This is a genomic window from Sphingomonas sp. FW306-05-A, assembly GCF_058782275.1.
In genome coordinates this window covers 100,362-122,119 of the sequence record NZ_JBYSXN010000004.1, presented here as the reverse complement: position 1 = coordinate 122,119, position 21,758 = coordinate 100,362, and the positions used below count along the sequence as shown (strand labels likewise).

Genomic DNA, 21,758 nt, shown 5'->3' with positions numbered 1-21,758 from the left:
CTGGCCCGCAATTAGTAGTCGTTGCGGGCCATTTTTCGACTTTATTGCGATGCCGACAGAAGGCATGCCCGATCACTTAGCCGCCATGGCGATCTGGGTGAGGCACTCTATCGCTCCAAGTTAACGCAGGGCCTTCAAGCGATGGCTGCCTCAGCGACATTGGCTGTCCGTGAAACGTTATCACTCAACCGTACTTCAAATCCGTTTCCAACAGATCGGTAGCCGGCGTTAATGAGTTTGACCCCCGCACTGGTAAGTGCCTTGGCAATTGCGTTCGCAATGGCATTTTGGACTGCTTGCCCAGACTCAAACCGCTTGATGGTTGTTTAGCGACACCCGCCTCCACTTGCTGCATCGCAGGGGAGGTCATCATGTTCGTAGCCACGACACATAGCCCCGCCCCAGTCCAAAGTCGGACGAGCCCGGCCATTCCGCCGGACTTGACCTGCCTGCTTTATCCGGACGGCGTCATAAAGCAGCAGCCCCGCCTTCTCGACGGCACCTGAACTAGCCAGGACAAGCTGCCACGTCCGAGCAGGATCGGGCGAGCAGAATCGTGCGAGCATTCCGCAATTGTCAAGCGCCAGCGTGTCAAACCAATTGCCATAAGAGCGTCCTAGCGAGGTGGTTTTTTTACCGACCGACCACGTGGGACCGGCGCAGGCGCTCGTCCGGAAAGGCGTCCGGCAACGCACGCCTGCGCATGATAACAAATCGTGACGCTCCATGCATGCGATCTCTGTTTCAGGGTGCCCGAACGGCGGGCGGCGGGATCTTGGCGAGAAGATGCTTGGCTGCCCGGAGACCACCAAACTGCGAGATAGCCGTTCGGTTATGCCACATCAATACGCGCGGCAACCGGGCAAAAGCCCAGATACTATGAGCGTCCGGTTCTGGGTCAATAGGTCTTATCAAGCCACTTTGGCCGGGAGGGGTAAGGAAATCTAAACCGAGACAGACATACCGATCCTTCTCAGAAGGGGGGCAGTGTCGTCTATGATTATCCGTATCGCTGTCGAAGAACTGAAGGCCGGAATGTTCGTCGAATCGATGGAATGTTCATGGTTGGATAACCCGTTTTGGCGACGCAGTCTCTTGATCAAAACGGACGAAGACATTGCGCGACTGGTTGCGTCGCCGGTCGCGTTCGTATCGATCGACACGCGAAAGGGCCGCGGCACGACGTTAATCCCGTATGCAGAACGGCGGCTTGCTACCCGTCCGTTTTCTTCGTCTTCTGGAAACGAGGATCTGACTGAACGCCGTCGTAATCGCGCCGGTCCGACTGCCGAAACTTTGGATGAGACGCTAGCCCGGGCAAAACAGAAGGTTATTGCTCTGTTTCAGGAAGCGCGTCTTGGCAAAACGATAACGATCGAGGCAGTAGCGCCGTTGGTCGACGATATCGCGACTACCATGCAGCGCGATGCGGCGGCGTTAATTGAAGGTACGCGGCTCAAGCTGAACAACGATTATACTTACCTACACTCGATTGCCGTCTGCGCGCTAATGGCGAACTTCGCGATCCATTTGGGACTTGCTGAGAATGAGGTGCGGGCGATCGGTGCGGCTGGGCTGCTGCACGATATCGGCAAGGCGACGACTCCCGAACACATTCTCAATAAGCCCGGCCGGCTTGAGGGCGAGGAACTGGAAGTCATGCGCCAGCATCCAACGGCGGGCCATGCCATTCTAGACGAGCTGGGCGAGACCACGGCGATCGCCCTTGATGTCTGTCTGCACCATCACGAACGCATTGATGGCAACGGCTATCCCGAGGGGCTAGCGGGCGACGCAATTAGCCTCCACTCCCGTATTGCCGCAATATGCGACGTTTATGACGCGGTAACGTCTGTCCGACCCTACAAGCGGCCCTGGTCGCCGCACAAAGCGCTGGCGCAAATGCTGACGTGGAATGGGCATTTTGATCCCGTACTGCTCGATGCGTTCATCGCCAACCTCGGTATTCAACCATTAGGTGCGCTAGTGCGTCTGCATTCTAATCGGCTTGGCATTGTTCTCGACGGCGGGGATGATCCGACGCGGCCGCTGGTCCGCACATTCTTCTACGTGCCCGATGCGAAGTTCCTCGGGCCGGAGGACGTCGATACAACGCACGATCCCGTGCTGCGGGGCGAACGCGGCGAATATTGGTTCTCGGAACGGTGGGCGGAAATTTCGGTCGACGTGCTGGCGAATCGAATGCTCCGCTGAAATAACTTTAGATTAACGGTGACTTTGCAATACGGCGTGAGACGCGTTTAAGAACGGGGTCATCTATTCACGCTAAATCCGAAGAAAGCCGGTAGCTCACTTATCAGTCGTTTGCCTGGCATCGCCAGAAGCGACAGGCTGATCACCAGCAGTTTTAGACCGTACAGGCGGCGGCCTCAGTCGCTTAGGAACCTTCCGAGTAACGGGTCTGGTTGCTAGTAGAACGAACCCAAACGGTCGATCTTATTGTCCTACTGTACAACGCTTTGATAACCATCAATCGCACACCCGTTCGCGACCTCCCCAACGGGATGTATGTGGAACTTGTTTCGAGCCTGTGTGCGACGCGAATGCCGGCGGTGGTCATAACCATCCTGTTTTTAATGGTCGGCGTTCTAAGCGCGGGCCGCGTCTGACCCTGCGCTGCCGATACACTAAACGGATGGTCCACTTTCCACCAGTTTAGGTCGTACAGGCGTCTGATTCAGGCGTCCGAAAACTGCTGTCCGACCGGATGAACGAATGTCCAAAAGTGGGAGGCGGGGAATGGCACCTGAATGTCCATTTGTGGATCTTGCCGACTGCTTGCCGGACCGGCGGTTTGCGCCCAAAGTCGGAATGGTAAGTTTTCGAGGTAGCGCTTTCAGAGCGGCATCTAAACCCCCGCCCAAGATTGAGGGAGATGCCCTGTTAAACGCGAGATCCCCTCCTTGTCCCTTGGCAGCGCCAGGGTATACCGCGTTAATATCCGAAAGGCGCAAAATCTGGCTCAAGAGTTTCAACCCATCCGTGTACCGCATACAGAGCAGCTTTCGGTTGCCGGCCTACTGACGGCGACAGGTGGCTTCCTCGACGCCTTCACTTTTGTTGGGCACGGGCATGTCTTTGCCAATTCGATGACAGGCAACGTTGTACTTTTGGGGCTTGCGGCTGGCACGGGGGACCGGGGCGGTATATGGTGGCATCTCGTCCCAATTTTGGCATTTATGATGGGAGTAGCCGTAGCCCAATTCATTCGCCTGACCTTACAAAGTGGCCCGGTGGGCCGCGCTGAGCAGATAAGCCTATGGTTAGAGATAAGCTTTCTTAGCCTTGTCGCACTACTTCCGCATGAACTTTCCCACGAGGCTATTATCCTCGGGATCGCTTTTGTAGCGGCTGTCCAAAGCACGAACTTTACGCGAGTGAAGGGCGGCGGGTACAATTCGACGATGACCACCGGCAATTTACGGCGCTTTGCCGAGACGCTGTTCAGAGGTTTCGTCCCCAAACGTGATGACAAAGCGTTGCAACAAGCCAAAACGTTTGCCCTAATCTGCCTGTGTTTTTTAAGCGGTGCGATTGTTGGAGGTTTTTCTACGCCCCGCTTGGGCAATTCCGCAGTTGTATTCCCCATCGTTGCCCTACTGTTCCTTCAGCTGAAGATCTCACGACGAGCGACGGGCCATAGCTGACTCTTAATGTCTGATGACAACAGACCTCGGTTACCCTGTCGCTGGTCAGCCGGGACGTCACAGAGGGCGGCTGATCGTGTCGGGCGATGTTCAGAGCTCACGCATCGCCCTATGGGCGCTCTAATTCTCGCGTCGCTTGCTGAACGCCAGAGTGTCGGCATTCTTGAAGTTCCTGCGGCAATCCTTTCCGAATGGGACGGCCGAGGAACTCGCAGCCTATCTGGATGATTGGTGCTGACCTTCAGTGGCTAGCCGGTCACGAGGCGTCACATGAACGAACGACTACTTTCGGGCAGTGCCTGCCTGGCGACGAATGGCAGAATGTGGGTCTAGGCCGACGCCAGCGATGGCTCGCTTAACACCGATCGTACCACCATGGCTGATCGGCTTGGCAGCGTTAGCTACGAAACGCTTCTCGACTTGTCGAAGGTCGACCGGCTTGCTTCGATCTCGCCGATATGAGCGTTAGCCCAATCTCCAAGCCCTCGGATGGGACCGGCCAATGAGCGGCCAAGAACAGTGAGGGCGTACTCTACCTGAGGTGGTACAGTGGGATGGACTGTACGCGTGACCATGCCATCGCGTTAGAGAGCGCGCAGCGTCCTGGCGAGCATCTGTTGGCTGATGCCACCAATCGTCCGTTTGATGTCGTTAAAGCGTCGTGGCCGCTCGATGAGCGTCAGTACGATCATCACCGCCCATTTGTCGCCAATCGGGCTAAGGACGCCGCTGAAACGACGACATTCGCTGTGGATTGGCTCGGGAGCGGTCAGTTCCATATGACTAGGTCCTGCAAAAATGCCTCCTTGGCAAGGGGTGTGCGGTCACATAGCTGGTGCAGGTCACATTCTTAGACCGGAGCTGATCGTGTGAATATCCTGCACATCGATGCCAGCGCGAGCGATGCCGCGACCTCCCATACACGCCGCCTTTCCAGCCAGCTGGTCGAACGACTTAAAGCAACCAGTCCTGGCGCGACGATCGTGTACCGCGATCTGGTCGCAAATCAGCTTCCCCACGTCGACATGACGATCCGGCATGCCTGGGCACCCGATAACAGCGACGTCCCTGAACTGGCCGAGACATTGAATCGCTCAAAGGCATTGGTCGATGAGCTCAAGGCGGCTGACGTGGTGGTGATCGGCTCACCCATGTACAATTTCACCGTGCCTTCGACTTTGAAGGCGTGGATCGACCACGTTGCAATCGCCGGCCAAACCTTCAGCTACACGGCCGAGGGCCCACGTGGCTTGCTGAGCGGCAAGGCCTATCGTCGGGTGGAATATATTCACAGGGGCCGTTCGCCGTGAATGACCACCTCTCAACTTATCTTGAGGCGATCTTTGGCTTCCTCGGCATAGAGAAAATTGAAATAGTTCGTGCAGAGGGCATCGCCTACCCGCGCGAGTTCGCCGAGCGCACGTTCCGTCAGCTTGAGGGCTTCGGCAGCTACGGATTCCCGGAGAGCCACGCCGCTTCCTTCGCCAAGATTTCCTACGCGTCATCGTGGATGAGGCATCATCATCCCGACGTGTTCTGCGCCGCGCTGATGAACGCGCAGCCGATGGGTTTCTACGCGCCGGCGCAAATTGTGCGCGATGCACGCGACCACGGCGTCGAGGTCCGGCCGCCATGTGTCAGTGCGAGCCGCTGGGACTGCACGCTGGAAAAGACAGGCGGGCGCTACCTTGCCGTGCGGCTCGGTCTTCGCCAAATCCGCGGGCTGTCGAACGCTGATGGCGCGAAGATCGTTGGCGCGCGTACGATCACACCCTTCGAAAGTGTCGAGGACGTCTGGCGACGGTCTGGCGTGCAGCGCGCGGCGATCGAAAAGCTGGCTGACGGCGATGCCTTCCACGGCTTCAGCGTCGATCGTCGGCAAGGCCTTTGGAAGGTGAGGGGGCTCGGCGAGGCTCCGCTGCCGCTTTTCGCGGCAGCCGATCGATCCGCCGAGACCTTCAGCGCGGAAGGTCTTGAGCCAGACGTCGCACTGCGGCCGCTGACTGATGGCCGAGAGGTGATCGAGGATTACCGGGCGCTGCAGCTCTCGCTTCGCGCGCATCCGCTGACGTTCGTGCGCGACGAGTTGCCCCGAGAAATGGCCGCTTACCTTGTTCTGGGACGCGGCAGCACAGGACAATGAGATTGGTCGTGCCCAAGGCGTCACAGCCGCATTTAACGGGATCATTCGCCAGCTTCGTCGGGCCGGCTGCTACGAGGAAGTCACGCCGCCATGACCAGCGCTATGAACCAGGCGAAGCACGAGGGGCGGGCGGTACACAGAACGGCTCCAGTTCTTCGCTAACGATAGGCAATGACGGAAAACCTCCAAAATCGGGTTTCCGACTAGTGAGACAAAGCGACAGGGTTTGTCGCGCACCCTGGCCCTCGATTATTGGCTGCGTCCAGCACTTCAGGGGTGCCATCGAAAATCATGTGTTTCTCGACAGGGCTCGGCTCTTAAACTCGCCGGGCCGCTTTCTCCCAAAGTCGATCACAGCGAGAAAAGTCGGCCACTCTTGAAAGCAGGTATTTTGAACCGGGGTTATGATCACCTCCTGGGATCTTGCCAAACAGCCTCATACTGGGCGGTTCAGAGCGCCGGTTCGGCTCCCAACAAGTATGGTTGTTATTAAAGCAGAATCCTACCATACACTACAAAATACCATAATTGGGAGAACTACAGTGCCGTCAGCTCACTGTGTATGTACAGTTCAGGAAGTGATTCTGGCGGTCGGCTAAGGTTTTTATACCTTGTTTGTAGGAGAGAGCTTGATGTGATTGGTCAATCACACCTTGAACTAACCGACTTGCGCGACCGCCAGCGTAGTGCTCAAGCTTTGACGAGCCTGCAAAACGGTGCGGCCCCAATCCGTCTGCAAGAACGGTATCTGCGACCAGATGGAAGCAGCGTGGCCGCGAACATGCTCGTCACCTGCTTTCGGGATCACAACCGGCTGGTTGCCACTCTGTTTTGGAAGGAAGGTAACCGCCGCTTGCCACCAGCCCGTCTTTGGGAGGTGGCGCTTGGCCTGCGCCATGCGAACGATGTTCGAAAAAGGCTGTTCGGCGGAGATCTAAGCCCAGATCCGATTGGGGCCATATTGCTGTCCACCTACTTTGCCGAAGCGGAAGGCCGCACTCTTGATCTCAATGAGATCGCCCAAACAAACGATATACCAATTTTGACGACGTCACGGTGGATCAAGCACTTACAACAGCGCGATATTGTGGCGACAGATCGCAATGCGCACCCAAACATTGAGCTGACCCGCAGCGGTCTGGAAAAGATGGAGGTCATGCTGGAAGCGATCTACAACGGGCCGGCCTCAGAACATGTCCTCGACTGAAGTTCGTTGATGACGTGATCGATCTGCGCAGCTGCCGAATGTTATTCTGCCTTGTCGAGGATGACAAGAGCTGCTGCCAGATGGTCGAGAGCGACCTGACTCTGAGTTACGTTGTGATCCATTGTGTTCTCTACTACTCCGCTGGCTATAACTGCATAACTGAACAGGTCGAAGCGACAGCCGTATCAAAGCATAGGAAGTCGTCGTGGCGGTGGTCCGGGCGGAAAGGCCGCATCTATCCGGTTCAGTTCGGTTTCTGTCAGCTTCAGCCGGACGGCGCCGGCATTCTCGGCCGCGTGGTCCGGGCTCGAGGCCTTGGGGATTGTAAATAAAGAAGGGTGTCGCACGAGGAAGCGGAGCGCCACTTGGCGTGGCGTAGCTCCGTGATCGGCCGCGATCGCCGCCAGCACCTGGCCCGCCGGGGACCGCGCATCGGGGAAGCTGCCATGGCCAAACGGACTGTAGGCGACGGTCGCAATGCCGTGCCTCTCGCACCATGGCAGCACAGCATGCTCGATCGCACGCTCTTCAAGATTATAAAGAACTTGATTGCACGCGACCCGGCCCTCGCCACCCGCGTTCCACGCTGCCTCGAGGTCGCGTACGTCGAAGTTGCTCACGCCCCAGGACAAGATCTTGCCCTGTTCGCGAAGCCGCTCAAAAGCGGCGAACGTCTCCTGAAGTGGATGCGAACCACGCCAATGCAGAAGGTAACAGTCCAGCCTATCAGTACGCATGCGCGTCAGTGATCGCTCACAGGCTGCCAAAACCCCGGCGCGGGAGGCATTGCTCGGCACGACCTTGGACACGAGAAAAACCTCGTCACGCCGGCCTTCGATGGCCTCGCCGACCACCGCCTCGGCGTCGCCGTACATCTCAGCCGTGTCGATATGCGTCATACCGAGATCAAGGCCGCGGCGGAGAGCGGCGATGGCGGTGGGCCGGTGCGCGTCGTCGATATACCAAGTGCCCTGGCCAATCACCGGAAGCTCGCGTGCGAAGTGACCGAACGGCTTGCGGTCGATGCCAGGCGCGCCGCTCCGGGGGTGTGCCGCGACGCTCATTCGTCGGCCGCCTGACGCGACTTTTCGCGCGCATTGGCGAAAAGAGCAGTCACCTCACGATTGAAGGCAGGGATGTCGTCTGGCTTGCGGCTCGTAACCAGGCCCTGATCGACGACGACTTCCCTATCGACCCAATCCGCACCCGCATTCTGAAGATCGGTCTTGAGCGAGGGCCAGGATGTCAGACGCCGTCCGCGCGTCGCGCCCGCCTCGATGATCGTCCATGGCCCGTGACAGATTGACGCGACCGGCTTGCCGGCGTCGAAGAAGGCTTTGACGAAAGCGACCGCCTCTGGAAGCGTCCGAAGCGCGTCGGGGTTAATGACACCACCCGGCAGCAAAAGCGCGCCGAATGCGTCCGGTTGAGCCCCCTCGAGTGGAAGATCTACAGAAAATGTCTCACCCCAATCCGTGAAGTTCCAGGCCTTCACCTGGCTGTCCTTGGGCGACACAAGCCGCGTGTCGGCGCCCGCCTCGTCGAGCGCCTTGCGCGGTTCGGTCATCTCGACCTGCTCGAAGCCGTCGGTCACCAGGATCGCCACCTTGAGCCCAGTAAGAATTTGATCAGCCATGTCGTCCTCCGTTCAACTGAATCGGGTTGTGGCCGCACTCACCGACCGCTTCGGGGTAGAGGCCCGTTGGAGGCGAAGACGCGGCCTTTGGAGACCAGCGCCCCCGGAATAGGCGCCCGGCGCACGCAACATCCGCACCCGGCGGGATGAGCCGTCTGGCGCGCGCGTTGACCGCTCTCCTCGCGTTCGCCTGCGGCAAAGCCGCTGGCCCGGTTCGCGCTTGCCAGTGCCGGTGTGCCTAGCAAGGTTCGAGCCGCCCGAGCATCGCAGACGGGGCATGCGCACGGCTCGCGATATTGCGCCATCGGCCGGATCGCCGTGAACGGCCCGCAGACGGGGCAGCGATAGTCGTAGATGGGCATGGCGTTCCTCGATGTTCGGGACGAGCGGGAAGGGGCGGCGGAGCGAGTAGAGCCGCTCCGCCTTGCCGTCAGGCGGCGTTCTTCAGCACCACCTTTGTCCAGCCCTCGTCCCTTGCGTCGAAATGCTTGTATGCGGCTGGAGCCTCGTCCAGCGAGAGCGCGTGCGATACAATGAAGGAGGGCTTGGCGCGCCCGGCGAAGATTAGGTCACGAAGCTGTCGGTTGTAGGCCTTCACGTTGCACTGACCCGTTCCGATTGTCTGACCCTTGAACCAGCACAAGCCGTAATCGAACACGATCTCACCCTGTGCATAGAGCGGATCCTGCGGTGCCGGGTCCTGCGGCACGAAGACACCGACGACCCCGATGCCGCCAGTGAACTTCACCGATTTCACCAGATCATTCATCGTCATGTTGGGATGCTCTTGCCCTTGCGGATCATGCGCTTGGTAGCCGACGCATTCGCAACCCCGGTCGGCACCTTCGCCGTTCGTCAGTTCGAGTACCTTGTCCACCGGAGACCCTTTGGAATCGTCGATAGCGATGGCACCGATCGATTCGGCAAGGCGCAGCCGGTCGGGATGGCGATCGACCACCATCACCATGGCTGCGCCCTTTATCATTGCCGAATGCGCCGCCATTAGGCCAACCGGCCCCGCGCCGTAGATGACGATCGTTTCACCGGGACGCAGGCCCGCAAGCTCGGTGCAGTGCCAGCCGGTTGGAAAGATGTCGGCCAGCATCACATAGTCGTCCTGCCGCTCCTGCGCGTCGGGTGGCAGCTTGAGGCAGTTATAGTCGCCATAGGGTACCCGCAGGAGTTCAGCTTGGCCACCTCGATATGGCCCCATGCCAGCAAAGCCGTAAGCGGCGCCTGCCATGTTCGGAAAGACGCTGCGGTCCGCCGTGGTCAGACAGAAGGCGCTCAGGCCGCGTTCGCAGTTCTGGCAGAACCCGCAACCAATGTTGAAGGGGACAGCGACCCAGTCGCCCACCTTTACGCGATCGACCGCGCTTCCCACTTCCGCCACCTGACCCAGGTTCTCGTGTCCGAATACACCCCCCTGCTGAAAGTCAGTGCGCCCCTCGTACATGTGCAGGTCGGAGCCGCAGATGTTGGTGCTGGTTATCCTGACCAGCACGTCGGTCGGCTTCTCGACCACCGCGTCGGGAACGTCCTGCACCGCCACGTCGCGGGGACCGTTATAGACGACTGCTTTCATGACATCCTCCTGTTGAATGGAATAAGATGACTGGATGGGATAGGTTGGGGCAGGCTTAACTGCGCAACCAGTGCATCATTCGATCGCCTGCCCGCTTTGGCCGGGCAGCTTGTAGGCCAACACGTCGGCATCGCCGATCTCGGGCGGGCTGGCGAGCAGCTCGGGTGTACGGGCAACGAGGGCACGTCCGACCTTGCCGGCTAGGTGGGCGTGGCGACCTGCGTCATTGGGGAAGGTGTCGAAGATCGCAAAGTCTTCCCGGTCAAACCGCACGGCATACCAAGTCGTCGTGTCATGCTCTTTGAGGACCGCTTCCAGGCCGCCACGCAGAAAGGCTTCGACCTCGTCGCCCGGCATGGCGATGTCACGCGATGCGTCAGATGCAGTATGATGCATACAAACCTCCTCCAATGTCAGGCCATCTTGCAGACGTCGCGAGTCAGTGGGCATTCGCACCTTCCCTAAGGAACATTACGTGGATCCACGGACGTCGCTGGCGGTCGAGACGCTCAAGACACGATCACGCAGACCTGTTCTGCACGGGCACTCTGATCTCAAAACACTTGGATCCGTCATCATGCTGGATGAAGACACCGTCGGCTGAAGCTACCAAGCGCTTTACCAATGACAGGCCCATGCCGCCCTTTCGGGCGCTATCTGCCGCAGGAAACGGAAGGCCGTCGTCCTCTACCAGGATCGCGGCATCCCGCTCGCCGTTGCGACGCACCGATATTCGGATGTGACCGCTCATGCCTTCATGGAAAGCATGCTTGATCGCGTTCGTCGCCAGCTCGTTCACGACCAGCGCCAAGGCGGCAACGTGCTGAGGGCTAAGTCCTTGCACGTCATACTCCGCATGCAGCGAAATGAGGATCGAACGAGGCTCAGTCTGGCTCAACAGCGCCTCACATACTTGTTGGAGTGCGCGCTGCAGGCTGGCGGGGCGCCGCTCATTCAGATCACTCCGGGCATGCGCAAGCACTGCAACCCGAGCCATGGCGTCAGCCAACGCATCTCGCGTTTCGATATTCGTCGCGCGCCGGCTCTGCAGGGATAGCAAACTGACGACGAGCTGCAGATCGTTGCTGGATCGATGATAGGTTTCCCGCAGCAATAGATCGTCGGCTGAGGCAGAGCGGTAGGCGTTCGTGGAGCTTGGCGCTGGTCCGTAAGTCATCAGAACACCCCGGTGGTAATTGGGCTCTACAAAAGCGAACCGACGTCGAGATCGCCTCGTCTTTCAGGATGTCTTGGGTTAGAATCCTGCCATTGGCGTGGCCATTCGGTCCGCGAGGTCATCCTTCCCGTTGGTTGACAGTGACGGCATCCGGGAAAGCCCTAGGTAGGCTTCCGTAGCTTTCCAGCCGTAGCGGAAGGCCCTATCCCTGCTGCGAAAGCGATCTGGCCAAGCTCGGTCAGGCTGCCGGCGCCCAATTTAATCATGACTTGGGCGCGATGTAGCTCAACGGTGCGCGGACTAATGCCAAGCCCTTGGGCAATGACTTTGTTGGTGCCATCGTCGATGAGGCCAACCAGCACCTCACGCTCTCGCGGCGTTAGCCGGGCGATATGCGCATTCGCTTCCTCGTTGCGTGTCGCGGGACGAATGGTGGCATGGCACTCGGCTAAGACGTTGACCAGCTTGTCCTGCAAAAAGGTCTCTTCACTGGCCAGGACGAAGTCGACGGCTCCGGCTTTCATGGCGATAACAGCGGCTTCGGCCCCCGCTGCGCGATCGTCCAACGCGATCGTTGGCAAGGCAATTGAGCGCGCTTTTAGTTCACGCGGGATCGAAAGACCGTCCTCTCTTTCTTTACGAAGATCGACCAGGACGCATCCCGATGCCAAGACGGGCGCCATGTCGAGGAAAGCTGCCGCGCTGTCAAAAATGCGGGCGTGATAGCCGATCGCACGAACCAGACCTGCGAGGCGACGCGCGGCCGGACCATCAATGCTGACGATATAGACCTGCCGACTGTCCTCCTTCGTCAAATCCTCGGCAATTCCGCCGATGCGTGTGACGACCCCGTTGTCGTCTCGAATGGGGAAACTGGTGTCTCGCAGCCAGCGAACGCTGTCGTCATTTACGCGGACGATTCGGTATTCGTATTGCGTGACCTCCCCGCTCTTCACGCTTTCAAAAGCGCGTAACACGCTAGCGCGATCGTCAGGATGAACGCCTTCCATCCAGGCCTCTAGATCGACCGGTGCCTGCTCGAGCGGCACGCCGAAGATCCCCTCAAAGGCGGCGCTGCGATAAACAATCACGCCCGACGCCGTCTCGGCGATCCAAAGCAGATTACTGCTGTTCTCAGCGAAACTTCGGAACTGCGCGTTGCTCGCCCGCACGGCAGCTTCGATGCGGCGCTGCACGGAAACATCGATGGCAGCGCCAATAAAACCGACCGCTCGATTATGTTTGAACTCGGTCCGACCCGACGTGGCGATATGGCGGGTGACGCCGTCATCACGTCCGATCACGCGATACTCAATCGCATAGCGGCCATCGCCTGCCGGATCGATGCAAGCGGCGATGGCGTCCCGAACCCGCGGTAGATCATTCGGATGGATACCCGCTTCGTACACCGCGATATTGACCGGGTCGTCGGGCGCGAGCCCCCACATGCGGCGGAGTCTTTCGTCCCAATCGAACGCGCCGGTTATCGGGTCCCACGAATAAATGCCGAGGCCCACCAGATCCGTTGCAGCGCGCAGGCGTGCTTCATTGCGTTTGGAGGCTTCTTCGAGTCTTCGCCGCTCGCTGGTGTCGCGCGACACGCCAACCACAAGTTCGACAGAACCGTCCTCAGCGCGGATAGGGCCCCAAAGATAGGAAAAATAGGCGGCATGGCCGGTTGGGCTCTCGAAAAAGACTTCGCCTTCGACAATTTTGGCCTCTTTCAAGACTCGGTCCATGTCAGCAGTCAAGTGGCTGGCCAACTCGGGCGGGTAGTCCAAATCCTCGAAGTTGCGCCCGAGCATTTCGTCTTTCGTGAGCCCGAACAGGGCAAGCATCATGGGATTGGCATACGCGAAGCGGCGCTCGGCATCGAAGGCGTAGACATAGTCGGGAATAGACGACAACGTGGCTTCGAGAAATCGCGACTGGCTAGCAAGTCTCACGGCGACCGCTTCGATCTGCTCGGATGCGCGCTTAAGATCGTCTATGTCTTGAACGACGACGATCGCCGCGTTTCCTTCAGCACTTTCTCGGTAAAAGGGAACCGCGCTGACGCGCAGCCAACGCTCCAGCCCATCGCCGCTATCGTGAAGAAAGTCGATGCCTGGGATCACGCTTTCGCCCCGCAGTGCGCGCGCACCCGGATAGTCACTGGGCGCGATAATTTGCCCGTCGACATCGTATCCCCGCCACCGCCGCGTCTCTGTCGGCTGACTCGATAGTAAAGACTCAATGCGCGCATAGTCGCGCAGGGTTTGGCTGTAGTGGGTTAGATTGCCTTCGCAATCATAAACCCCCACCCCAATTGGTAAATCCTGGAGAACAGTTGAAAGCAGCAAGCTCTCGTCGCGTAAAGCACGCCTTAAACGATCCTGTGCAGAAGTTTGTTGTCCGGTCCCTTGGTTGAAATGGTCTTCTGACATCGGCCGCTCCTCACCAGCAGATTTCCTCCAGAACTCCATCATATGGTAAACGAGTAAAAGTCCCTAAGGGTTTTTACTTATGTAGGCAGAACGTGGCCAATCCTAAGTCGGTGGTATCCAACCGAGGAGACCGGCATGAGTACCGCAATTCGGAAAGATCCGCCCGGATCGGCGCTTGATGCCTCCGCGCACGCCGCGGTTACAATCAGTCGCCCTGCCGACGAACTTCGTGCGCTATGGCTAGATCCGCGAACATGCACGGGCATATGGGCGCATTTCGCCATCGTAACCATGCGCGGTGATGGTACCGTCGACTGGATCGCCCGCGGTCCCGCGGGCAGTCAATATCGCTGGCGCACGAAGATTACTGACACTGGTCCGGATGATATACGCTGGGCCTCGGTTGACGGCGCCGATGTACCGAACACCAGCGTGCTGACCTTGCGCCCGGCGCCGGGCGGTCGTGGCACCGAGCTTCATCTCGATGTGCAGTTCGATCCTCCTGGCGGAGTTGTCGGCAAAGCGGCCAGCAAGCTTTTTCACATCGTGCCCGGCGAGATCGTGCAAAAGGCGCTCTATCAGTTCCGCGCCCTCGCACTGACGGGAGAAATCCCCACCACCAATCCGCAGCCTGCCGCCCGCGAGGGCGGCGCTGACCGCTAGGAGTCGGACCGATGCGTGCACTTTGCTGGAATGGCGTTAACGATCTTCGCGTCGAGACAGTCGCCGATCCTGAAATCATCAATCCCAGAGACGTGATCCTCAAGGTCCGGCTCACGACAACCTGCGGATCCGACCTACACCTCATCGACGGACTCATCCCGACGATGCGCGAGGGCGATGTGCTGGGTCACGAGTTCATGGGCGAGATCGTCGACGTGGGGCCGGAAGTGAAGACAGTGAAGCGCGGAGATCGGGTCGTCGTCCCATCGTTCATCGCGTGCGGGCAATGCTGGTACTGCGCACACGACCTTTACTCACTCTGCGACACCAGCCATCCAAAGCCCGAACTGCAGGAACCGCTGCTCGGCTATCCTACCGCCGGCATCTATGCCTATTCGCATGCCTTTGGCGGTTATGCCGGATCACACGCCGAATATATCCGCGTCCCGTTCGCCGATACCGATTGCTTCGTCGTGCCCGACGGGCTCCCGGACGAGGATGCGCTGTTCATCTCCGACGCCGCCCCGACCGGCTTCATGGGTGCAGATTTCTGCAATATCCAGCGCGGGGACGTGATCGCCGTCTGGGGCTGCGGGGGGGGTCGGCCTGATGGCCCAGCAGAGTGCGATGATCCTCGGCGCTGAACGTGTGATCGCGATTGACCAGTATCCCGAACGATTGGCACAGGCAGAAGCCTTCGGCGCAATCCCGCTGGACTTCACCAAGGTCGATGTAATGGACGCGCTGAAGGAACTAACAGGCGGACGGGGGCCCGATGCCTGCATAGATGCGGTGGGAATGGAGGCGGACAGCACGGGTACACAACACGCCTACGACCGCATCAAACAGGCGCTGCATATGGAAACGGACCGCGGCGCCGCACTCCGCCAGGCGATGCTTGCGGTCCGCAAGGGCGGCACGCTTTCGATCTTGGGCGTCTATGGCGTGATGGACAAGTTTCCGCTCGGTGTGCTGATGAACAAGGGCGTAACCGTGCGGACGGCTCAGCAGCATGGTCAGGCCTACGTTCCCCGTCTTCTCGAGCACGCACTGCGCGGCGAACTGACGCCAAGAGCGCTTGCCACTCACCGCTTTTCGCTGGAGGACAGCCCTACGGGGTATCGCATGTTCAAGCATAAGGAAGATGGCTGTCTCCGCGCCGTGTTTATACCGTGAAACCGCGGACTAGGCCATGAAGCTTGAACAGACGTTCGGGGTTGCGCTGACCCTGCTGTTCCTGACCGATATCTTCCTGACCGTGCTCTATGTGAGGGCGGGCGCCGGGCTTCTCGCGCCTCGCTGGAACCGCCTGGTCTGGACGCTGCTCCGCGGCGTGGCGAGCCTGGCGGGCGGACGTCGCAGCACCGTGCTTGCGCTTGCCGGTCCGCTCATCGTGGTGTCGCTGATCGGTTTTTGGTCTATCGGCCTCACGCTGGGCGCGGCGCTGGTCATCCAGCCCGAACTCGGCACCGCAATTCGTCCTTCCAACGGCGCAGCACAGACCGATTTGGTCACGTCGCTGCTGGTGGCGGGCAACAGCCTGTCGATTGTCGGTGGCGGCGACTATTCGCCGCATACCACAGGCATGCGCCTATTTTTTTCTCGTGAATTCGCTGATTGGTGCGTCCGTGCTGTCGCTCGTGCTGAGTTACCTCGTCCAGGTCTATTCGGGTCTGCGCGAGCGCAACGCGCTGGCGCTGACGATCGACCTAATGACCGACGGCACCGGCCATGCCGCCTTCATGCTTGCGAGCCTCATGCCCGGAGGCGATCCGTCGGATCTAAAAAGCGCGTTGGGGAATCTGGTAGGATCGCTAGCTGCAACCAAGGAAGCGCACCATTTTTATCCCCTGCTTTTCTACTTCCGCTTCGAGGAGCCACGCTACGCGGTCTCGCGCTTCAGCTTTGTCCTGCTCGACACGGTCACTCTGATCGAAGCCGCGCTCGACCAGCGGCGCTATGGCAACCTCGCGACATGTGCGGCTGTCGCCGCAATCCGTCGCGGCGCACGAATGCTACTCGAGACTCTCGATGCTCATTTTCCAACCGCTGATGATCGCACCGATGCCGTCATCGAGACCGTATTACTCGAGGCCAGCTACCTGAAGGCAGCGCAAATTCTTGAGAATGCTGGTATCGCGGTCCGTCCGGACGGCCACGAGACCTATGTTGATCGGCGCCAGGAATGGGAGCCACTCGTCCGGCGCGTCGCGCCCATATTGGGCTATGCATTGTCCGAAATCGACCGATATGCGTAAACCTGATAACCCTCGGGGAGCATTTAGCTGCCATGCTACCCGGAGAAACCGATAGTTGATAATTTAGTTTACCAAACTTAAAGCAAACTATTCTAGCTTTTCTTCTTTGGATTTGGGTATTGTTATGTTCAGGGGGTCGCAGTACTGCACAAACTTTGAACTCCGCCGCTTAGCTTCGGTGGAGCGCTATGCTGTCTTCCGCGCGGCACCCGACGACGATTTTGACAAAATCACACATTTGGTGACCGATGTTTTAAAGACGTCCATCTGTCTCCTCAGCATTGTTGGTGAAGCCACTATCTGGGTTAAGTCGCAGGTTGGTCTGAATGCAACTTCCCTTCCGCGCGCCGATTCGTTCTGCCTTGCAGTAGTCGAGGCTGGCACACCACTAATTGTGCCAGACGCCCGCACTGACGCACGGTTTTGTGATCATCCGATGGTTCGCGAAAAGGGCATGTGCTTTTACGCTGGTGCCCCGCTGACGACCCCTGACGGCTTTGTTATCGGCACCCTGTGCGTCTTCGACCAGACGCCTCGGCATGGCTTCGCCAGCAAAGACATTTCTTTGCTGGAGCAAATTGCAGCCCTGACGATGGACAGTATCGAACGACGCTTCGTCAACCGTATCTCGGAAATCCTGGTTCCCTTCGCTCACGTAGCGCATCAGGCGCTGATTACGACCGATACGGCGGGACGCATTACCTTCTGGAATGAAGGCGCAGCGCGCATGTTCGGGCGCTCCCCGACGGAGGCGATCGGGTACAACATAGACATAATTGTTCCCGAACGCCTTCGAGCCGCACATCGTGAAGGTTTCGCGCGCGTGGCTTCCGGCGCGCCATCGCACATGACGGGGCGCGCAGTCGAAGTCACTGCGCTGCGCTGCGATGGGGCGGAGTTTCCCGCAGAGTTATCGCTCTCCGTATGGCATGGCCCACACGGGACCGGCATGGGCGCTCAGATCCAGGACATATCCGTGCGGCGTGCGCGTGAAGATAGGCTTCACCACATGGCTAACCATGACGGGCTCACTGGCCTCCTTAACCGCCATAGCTTCGTCATGCAGATCAAGGAACGGCTCGAACGTGACGGCACAGCTGCGGTGTTTGTGCTGGATCTCGACGGTTTCAAGAACGTCAACGACAGCCTGGGTCATGCTGTCGGCGACACATTGCTGCAGGCGCTTGCACTGCGCCTATCGGCGACGAGCGATCCGGCTGAAACCCTCGCGCGGCTTGGTGGAGACGAGTTTGGTATCCTGCTTCCCGCCGACACCGACACCGACATCCCCAATCTCGCGGTACGTGCAAATACCCTCATCGAATCCATTCGCCGCCCCTTTTCCGTATCAGGTCACGAACTCAACCTATCGGCAAGCGTCGGCGTCGCAGTGGCACCGCTACACGCCAAGGATGCCGACGAGTTGATCGTTCGCGCTGACCTCGCATTGTTCAAAGCGAAGGGCGAAGGCGGCCGGCGCTATCATGTCTTCGACACTGGCCTTGAAAACCAGCTCGGCGCGACGCGCGCCTTCCAGGACGAGCTGCGTTTCGCATTCAGCGAGCGACAGTTTGAACTGCACTTCCAGCCGCAGGTGTTGCTGCACGACGGAATGCTGACCGGTGCTGAAGCACTCCTGCGTTGGAACCATCCAGTGCGTGGATTTCTAAGCCCTGCCGCGTTTATGGCGGTGCTCGAAACGCACCCACTCGCCTATGAGATCGGTTGCTGGGTGCTTGACGAAAGCTGTCGAACCCTTGCCGCATGGCGCAGCAATGGGCTTCCGGCACTACGTATGAGCGTCAACCTGTTTGCAGCACAGCTCCGTAGTGGAACGCTAGTCGAGGTGGTCGAAGCGACGCTTACTCGTCATGGCCTCATGCCAAGCGACCTGGAACTTGAAATAACCGAGACGATTGCACTTCGCCATGAAGATAAAGAACTGGCACCGCTATGGAACCTGCGCTCGCGCGGCGTCGGCATCGCATTCGATGATTTCGGTACAGGCTTCGCGTCACTTAGTGCTCTTAAAGACTTTCCGCTTACCCGCCTCAAGATTGATCGCAGTTTTGTTAGTGATGTGTGCAGCAACCCTCACAGCGCGGCGATCGTGCGCGGCGTCATCACGATCGGTCGCAGTCTTGGGCTCGACGTGATTGCCGAGGGTATCGAGACTGATGAACAGGTCAGCTATCTAAAAGCGTCGGGTTGCGTTTCTGGTCAAGGCTATTTCTTCGGGAAACCGATGCCGACATACGACTTTATCGATATGTTTGGGGAGACTCGTTGATCGCTAAGCAAGTCGCGATCGACAAGCCGGTTTGACCCTGCCCCGCACCAGGCCACAGACTGTACGCCATGAGTTATTGAGCTGCCCCCTTTTGAGCGGTCCATAGGCTATGAGCCGGAGGATGACTGAGGCGAACGCCAGAAGAATGTCCTCAATCTCTAGTTCCCCACCCGGCTGATTTGCTGCAATCTTTGTGCGCTTTCAAATCGCTGCTACTCATGTATTGCGCGAAGTGGATCAGCCGACACGCATTCCATAGCCGTTTGCAAAATGGCGGCTTCGGCGGCTAAAGGCGGTCAGATTTGATCCGTTCTGCTGCCTCTCGACTGTTCCCAAAATTGGATAGATTCTGAGAACGCCGCGCCTTCTGGCCGTTCGCTTGTGGTGTCATCGCGTCACCCGCCGTCAGAAATGAACAAATGCCGGCTCACAACATCGGAGCAGGCGAAAGCGTTGGGCCTTAATCCTTCCCACAATGGCCGTTCGGCAAGTTGTTGAGCGGAAAACCCGGTCTGAAACGCCACTGTGCGATAAACAGGTCAGACCGTCCGAAAACGTCATAAGGGATTCCAGGGTGGCGGCCGGATCGATATGATCCGGCATGGGGTACATTGAAGGGCATTCACGCGATCAGATGCTGCTGCTGCCAGCGTCCGTCGACGATTATGTGACGGCCGATAATCCGGCGCGGTTGATTGCGGCGTTCGTGGACGAGTTGGATCTGGGGAAGCTCGGCTTTGGCCGGGCACTACCCAAGGCGACGGGACGACCCGGCTATGACCCGGCCGATCTGCTGAAGCTGTACCTCTATGGCTACCTCAACCGGGTGCGGTCGAGCCGGTGCCTGGCGGCCGAGGCGGGGCGCAACCTCGAGGTCATGTGGCTGCTGGGCGGGCTGCGGCCGGACTTCCGCACGATCGCGGACTTCCGGCGCGTCAACGTCGCGGCGTTCAAGCCGCTGTTCCGCTCTTTCGTGCTGCTGTGTCGCCGGCTCGACCTGTTCGGGCGGGAGCTGGTGGCGGTGGACGGCACGCGCCTATCCTCAGCAACACGCGCAGGGTTGGCGAACGCGCGACTGTGTTCACGGGGCCGGTCTTTAGAACGGACGACCCGGTCTACCGCGGTGTCGCGATCCCGCTTGCCTATTGGAAGGTCGTCGCCTTCATCCATGATAACGGCCGACCGTCGGCCTCCGCCCATCTTATTGATCAAGATGTCAATCTGAATGAGTACACGCTGCTATTCGGTGCGTTCAAGACTTATCAGCGATCCGTTGCTGCGATCGCAGGCCTGACGGCTCTCGACTTCGGGAAGCTGCCCCTGTTCGACGGCTTCTCGAACGAAGAGGCCGCAACCGGCACGACGGTCCGCCGACTGATTACAGGGCCGCAGGACATTCTGCTCTGACCTTAAAATTAAACCTGTCCTACACAGAACAAAAGTGGAACATGGGCCGTCGGATCAACATAGGAGTCGGGAGACATGACCGATATGATCGACGGCCCGATGCTGGTGGGTATCGCCGCGCTCATCACCAGTATCGTCAATGCCATCACCACCCTGCGGCGCCACGAGCGACTGCCGGAGCGACCAAGGCCTCCGTGCATGCCCAGGCGCAGAAAGGGGAGGGAAATTCGGAGTTCACGGGCATGATGTCCGAAGGCTGAAGGAGACCGCCATGCGCCGCTGCGCCAATGCCATTCTACCATTGATGTTGGTTCCACTGGTTCTCACTGGATGCGCCACCGACGCATTCAGGCTGGAGGCAGCAGGGGCAGTGCAAACCCAAAGTCGCGAGGCCGTGACGGCAACCGCCAGCTACTTCGATGCGATCGAGCAACGTCGCCGCGAGGCTGCAGCGGCACTAGTCGCGAGCGATCCGAGTTGCCTGCCAGCAACACCGCTGCGAATTCAAGTGCCTATCACGCCATCGGCCCCGGCAGCGCCGCTGTGCCTGTCCGGCGAAGTCCCATCGCCGGGCTACACAGCGTTCGAGATTGACATCGGAAGCAGTCCGCGCGCCGTGCTAGAACCGCGCATCGCGCTTATCGTTGCGATCAGCGATTATACCGATGCACTGGCGGCAATCCTCAACGCGCCCAAGACGGACGTCTCGGCCGAGATAACCGCCTTCGCTGACCAGGCAGACCGCCTTGCCCGCTTCAGCAACTTCGTCGCCGGCACGGACTTGCCCAACGTCAACGCGGCGATTGCCAGTGAGCAGGGCAAGAGCCTTGTCGCGCTGATCGCCTTTGCCGGCGAGCTCGCCCGCGAAGCGCGGCAGACGCGCGACGTGCGTGCTCTCGTTGTCGAGCACGGGGCCGTTGTCGACCGCGCGCTTGCGTTGCTTTCGGCGCAAGTCACGACCTGGGGCAGGGGAGCGGCGCGCAACGCTGACGACCTTTATGGCAATGCCCTATTCCGGACGTACATTCGCAACCGGACAAGCCTGTCAGCCGATCAGCGCGAGCAGCTCGCCGGGCGTGTGTTCGCCGCTCGTGAGGCCGCGAAGGACGGACCGGCCCGCGCTGCACAGGTTGCCGACGCCATCGACCTCGCCGCCAAGGCACAGGCAAGCCTGCGCGACGCGCTCGCAGGCCGGCTGACACCGGCGCAGCGCAGCGCCGCAGCCCGCCTCAATATCGACCGCATCACTCGCGCGCTTGGCCTGATCGCCTCGCTCGCAAGCTCCGCCTGAGGAGGAT

The 21,758-nt window shown here is 59.4% G+C and carries 19 protein-coding genes and 3 pseudogenes; 14 read left to right on the top strand and 8 right to left on the bottom strand.

All coding sequences use genetic code 11. The features are described 5' to 3' along the window. Positions 1-996 precede the first annotated feature (996 nt). Positions 997-2,214, top strand: coding sequence for a cyclic di-GMP phosphodiesterase (locus AC3WJR_RS18485; RefSeq protein WP_492726881.1), 1,218 nt, complete (start codon positions 997-999; stop codon positions 2,212-2,214). A 710-nt stretch (positions 2,215-2,924) separates the two neighbouring features. Next, a complete protein-coding gene (locus tag AC3WJR_RS18480) occupies positions 2,925-3,668 on the top strand; it encodes a YoaK family protein (RefSeq protein ID WP_492726879.1) in 744 nt (247 codons plus the stop codon). Positions 3,669-4,069: 401 nt separating this feature from the next. On the opposite strand, the pseudogene AC3WJR_RS18475 reads toward AC3WJR_RS18480, so the two are convergent. Beyond that, a pseudogene (locus AC3WJR_RS18475) lies at positions 4,070-4,447 on the bottom strand (winged helix-turn-helix transcriptional regulator). A gap of 90 nt (positions 4,448-4,537) precedes the next feature. Here AC3WJR_RS18475 and AC3WJR_RS18470 point away from each other — a divergent pair. The 3 genes and pseudogenes from AC3WJR_RS18470 to AC3WJR_RS18460 all read left to right on the top strand — a co-directional run bounded on the left by AC3WJR_RS18470 (position 4,538) and on the right by AC3WJR_RS18460 (position 7,018). Next, on the top strand, positions 4,538-4,978 hold the full coding sequence (locus tag AC3WJR_RS18470) for an FMN-dependent NADH-azoreductase (protein WP_492726877.1): 441 nt from the start codon (positions 4,538-4,540) through the stop codon (positions 4,976-4,978). A gap of 86 nt (positions 4,979-5,064) precedes the next feature. Next, positions 5,065-5,763: pseudogene (locus AC3WJR_RS18465) on the top strand (helix-hairpin-helix domain-containing protein); the annotation flags it as partial. A gap of 682 nt (positions 5,764-6,445) precedes the next feature. Then, on the top strand, positions 6,446-7,018 hold the full coding sequence (locus AC3WJR_RS18460; protein WP_492726875.1) for a PAS domain S-box protein: 573 nt from the start codon (positions 6,446-6,448) through the stop codon (positions 7,016-7,018). 185 nt (positions 7,019-7,203) lie between these two features. On the opposite strand, the gene AC3WJR_RS18455 is transcribed toward AC3WJR_RS18460, so the two are convergent. The 7 genes from AC3WJR_RS18455 to AC3WJR_RS18425 all read right to left on the bottom strand — a co-directional run bounded on the left by AC3WJR_RS18455 (position 7,204) and on the right by AC3WJR_RS18425 (position 13,842). Continuing rightward, positions 7,204-8,082 (bottom strand): aldo/keto reductase, encoded by an 879-nt coding sequence (locus AC3WJR_RS18455; RefSeq protein WP_492726873.1) that lies wholly within the window; start codon positions 8,080-8,082, stop codon positions 7,204-7,206. Then, complete coding sequence (locus AC3WJR_RS18450; RefSeq protein WP_492726871.1) at positions 8,079-8,654, bottom strand: type 1 glutamine amidotransferase domain-containing protein; 576 nt, start codon at positions 8,652-8,654, stop codon at positions 8,079-8,081. Before AC3WJR_RS18450 ends, AC3WJR_RS18455 begins: the two co-directional genes overlap by 4 nt. A gap of 38 nt (positions 8,655-8,692) precedes the next feature. Then, positions 8,693-9,016 carry an FmdB family zinc ribbon protein gene (locus AC3WJR_RS18445; protein ID WP_492726870.1) on the bottom strand — a complete coding sequence of 108 codons (324 nt, stop codon included), beginning with the start codon at positions 9,014-9,016 and terminating at the stop codon, positions 8,693-8,695. A gap of 68 nt (positions 9,017-9,084) precedes the next feature. Continuing rightward, complete coding sequence (locus AC3WJR_RS18440) at positions 9,085-10,239, bottom strand: glutathione-independent formaldehyde dehydrogenase (RefSeq protein ID WP_492726868.1); 1,155 nt, start codon at positions 10,237-10,239, stop codon at positions 9,085-9,087. A 75-nt stretch (positions 10,240-10,314) separates the two neighbouring features. Further along, a complete protein-coding gene (locus AC3WJR_RS18435) occupies positions 10,315-10,635 on the bottom strand; it encodes a putative quinol monooxygenase (protein WP_492726866.1) in 321 nt (106 codons plus the stop codon). A 124-nt stretch (positions 10,636-10,759) separates the two neighbouring features. Then, positions 10,760-11,416 carry a sensor histidine kinase gene (locus tag AC3WJR_RS18430; protein WP_492726864.1) on the bottom strand — a complete coding sequence of 219 codons (657 nt, stop codon included), beginning with the start codon at positions 11,414-11,416 and terminating at the stop codon, positions 10,760-10,762. Positions 11,417-11,577: 161 nt separating this feature from the next. Continuing rightward, positions 11,578-13,842, bottom strand: coding sequence for a PAS domain S-box protein (locus AC3WJR_RS18425; RefSeq protein WP_492726862.1), 2,265 nt, complete (start codon positions 13,840-13,842; stop codon positions 11,578-11,580). Between the two features lie 135 nt (positions 13,843-13,977). Here AC3WJR_RS18425 and AC3WJR_RS18420 point away from each other — a divergent pair, with 135 nt between their 5' ends. The 9 genes and pseudogenes from AC3WJR_RS18420 to AC3WJR_RS18380 all read left to right on the top strand — a co-directional run bounded on the left by AC3WJR_RS18420 (position 13,978) and on the right by AC3WJR_RS18380 (position 21,751). After that, positions 13,978-14,505, top strand: a complete 528-nt coding sequence (locus AC3WJR_RS18420) for an SRPBCC family protein (RefSeq protein WP_492726860.1) — start codon at positions 13,978-13,980, stop codon at positions 14,503-14,505. Between the two features lie 11 nt (positions 14,506-14,516). Continuing rightward, complete coding sequence (locus AC3WJR_RS18415; RefSeq protein ID WP_492726858.1) at positions 14,517-15,149, top strand: alcohol dehydrogenase catalytic domain-containing protein; 633 nt, start codon at positions 14,517-14,519, stop codon at positions 15,147-15,149. Then, entirely contained in the window at positions 15,133-15,681 is a 549-nt protein-coding gene (locus AC3WJR_RS18410) for a zinc-binding dehydrogenase (protein ID WP_492726856.1), read from the top strand. Before AC3WJR_RS18415 ends, AC3WJR_RS18410 begins: the two co-directional genes overlap by 17 nt. Positions 15,682-16,052: 371 nt before the next feature. Continuing rightward, a complete protein-coding gene (locus tag AC3WJR_RS18405; RefSeq protein WP_492726854.1) occupies positions 16,053-16,763 on the top strand; it encodes a hypothetical protein in 711 nt (236 codons plus the stop codon). 106 nt (positions 16,764-16,869) lie between these two features. Further along, a complete protein-coding gene (locus AC3WJR_RS18400) occupies positions 16,870-19,053 on the top strand; it encodes a sensor domain-containing phosphodiesterase (protein ID WP_492726853.1) in 2,184 nt (727 codons plus the stop codon). 601 nt (positions 19,054-19,654) lie between these two features. After that, a pseudogene (locus AC3WJR_RS18395) lies at positions 19,655-19,975 on the top strand (transposase); the annotation flags it as partial. Beyond that, positions 19,894-20,460, top strand: a complete 567-nt coding sequence (locus AC3WJR_RS18390; protein WP_492726979.1) for a DNA/RNA non-specific endonuclease — start codon at positions 19,894-19,896, stop codon at positions 20,458-20,460. The pseudogene AC3WJR_RS18395 and the gene AC3WJR_RS18390, both read left to right, overlap by 82 nt. Positions 20,461-20,535: 75 nt before the next feature. Beyond that, a complete protein-coding gene (locus tag AC3WJR_RS18385) occupies positions 20,536-20,706 on the top strand; it encodes a hypothetical protein (RefSeq protein ID WP_492726851.1) in 171 nt (56 codons plus the stop codon). A 25-nt stretch (positions 20,707-20,731) separates the two neighbouring features. Next, the gene (locus AC3WJR_RS18380; RefSeq protein ID WP_492726849.1) at positions 20,732-21,751 is read left to right on the top strand and encodes a hypothetical protein; all 1,020 of its coding nucleotides are present in this window, start codon (positions 20,732-20,734) and stop codon (positions 21,749-21,751) included. Positions 21,752-21,758: the final 7 nt, after the last annotated feature.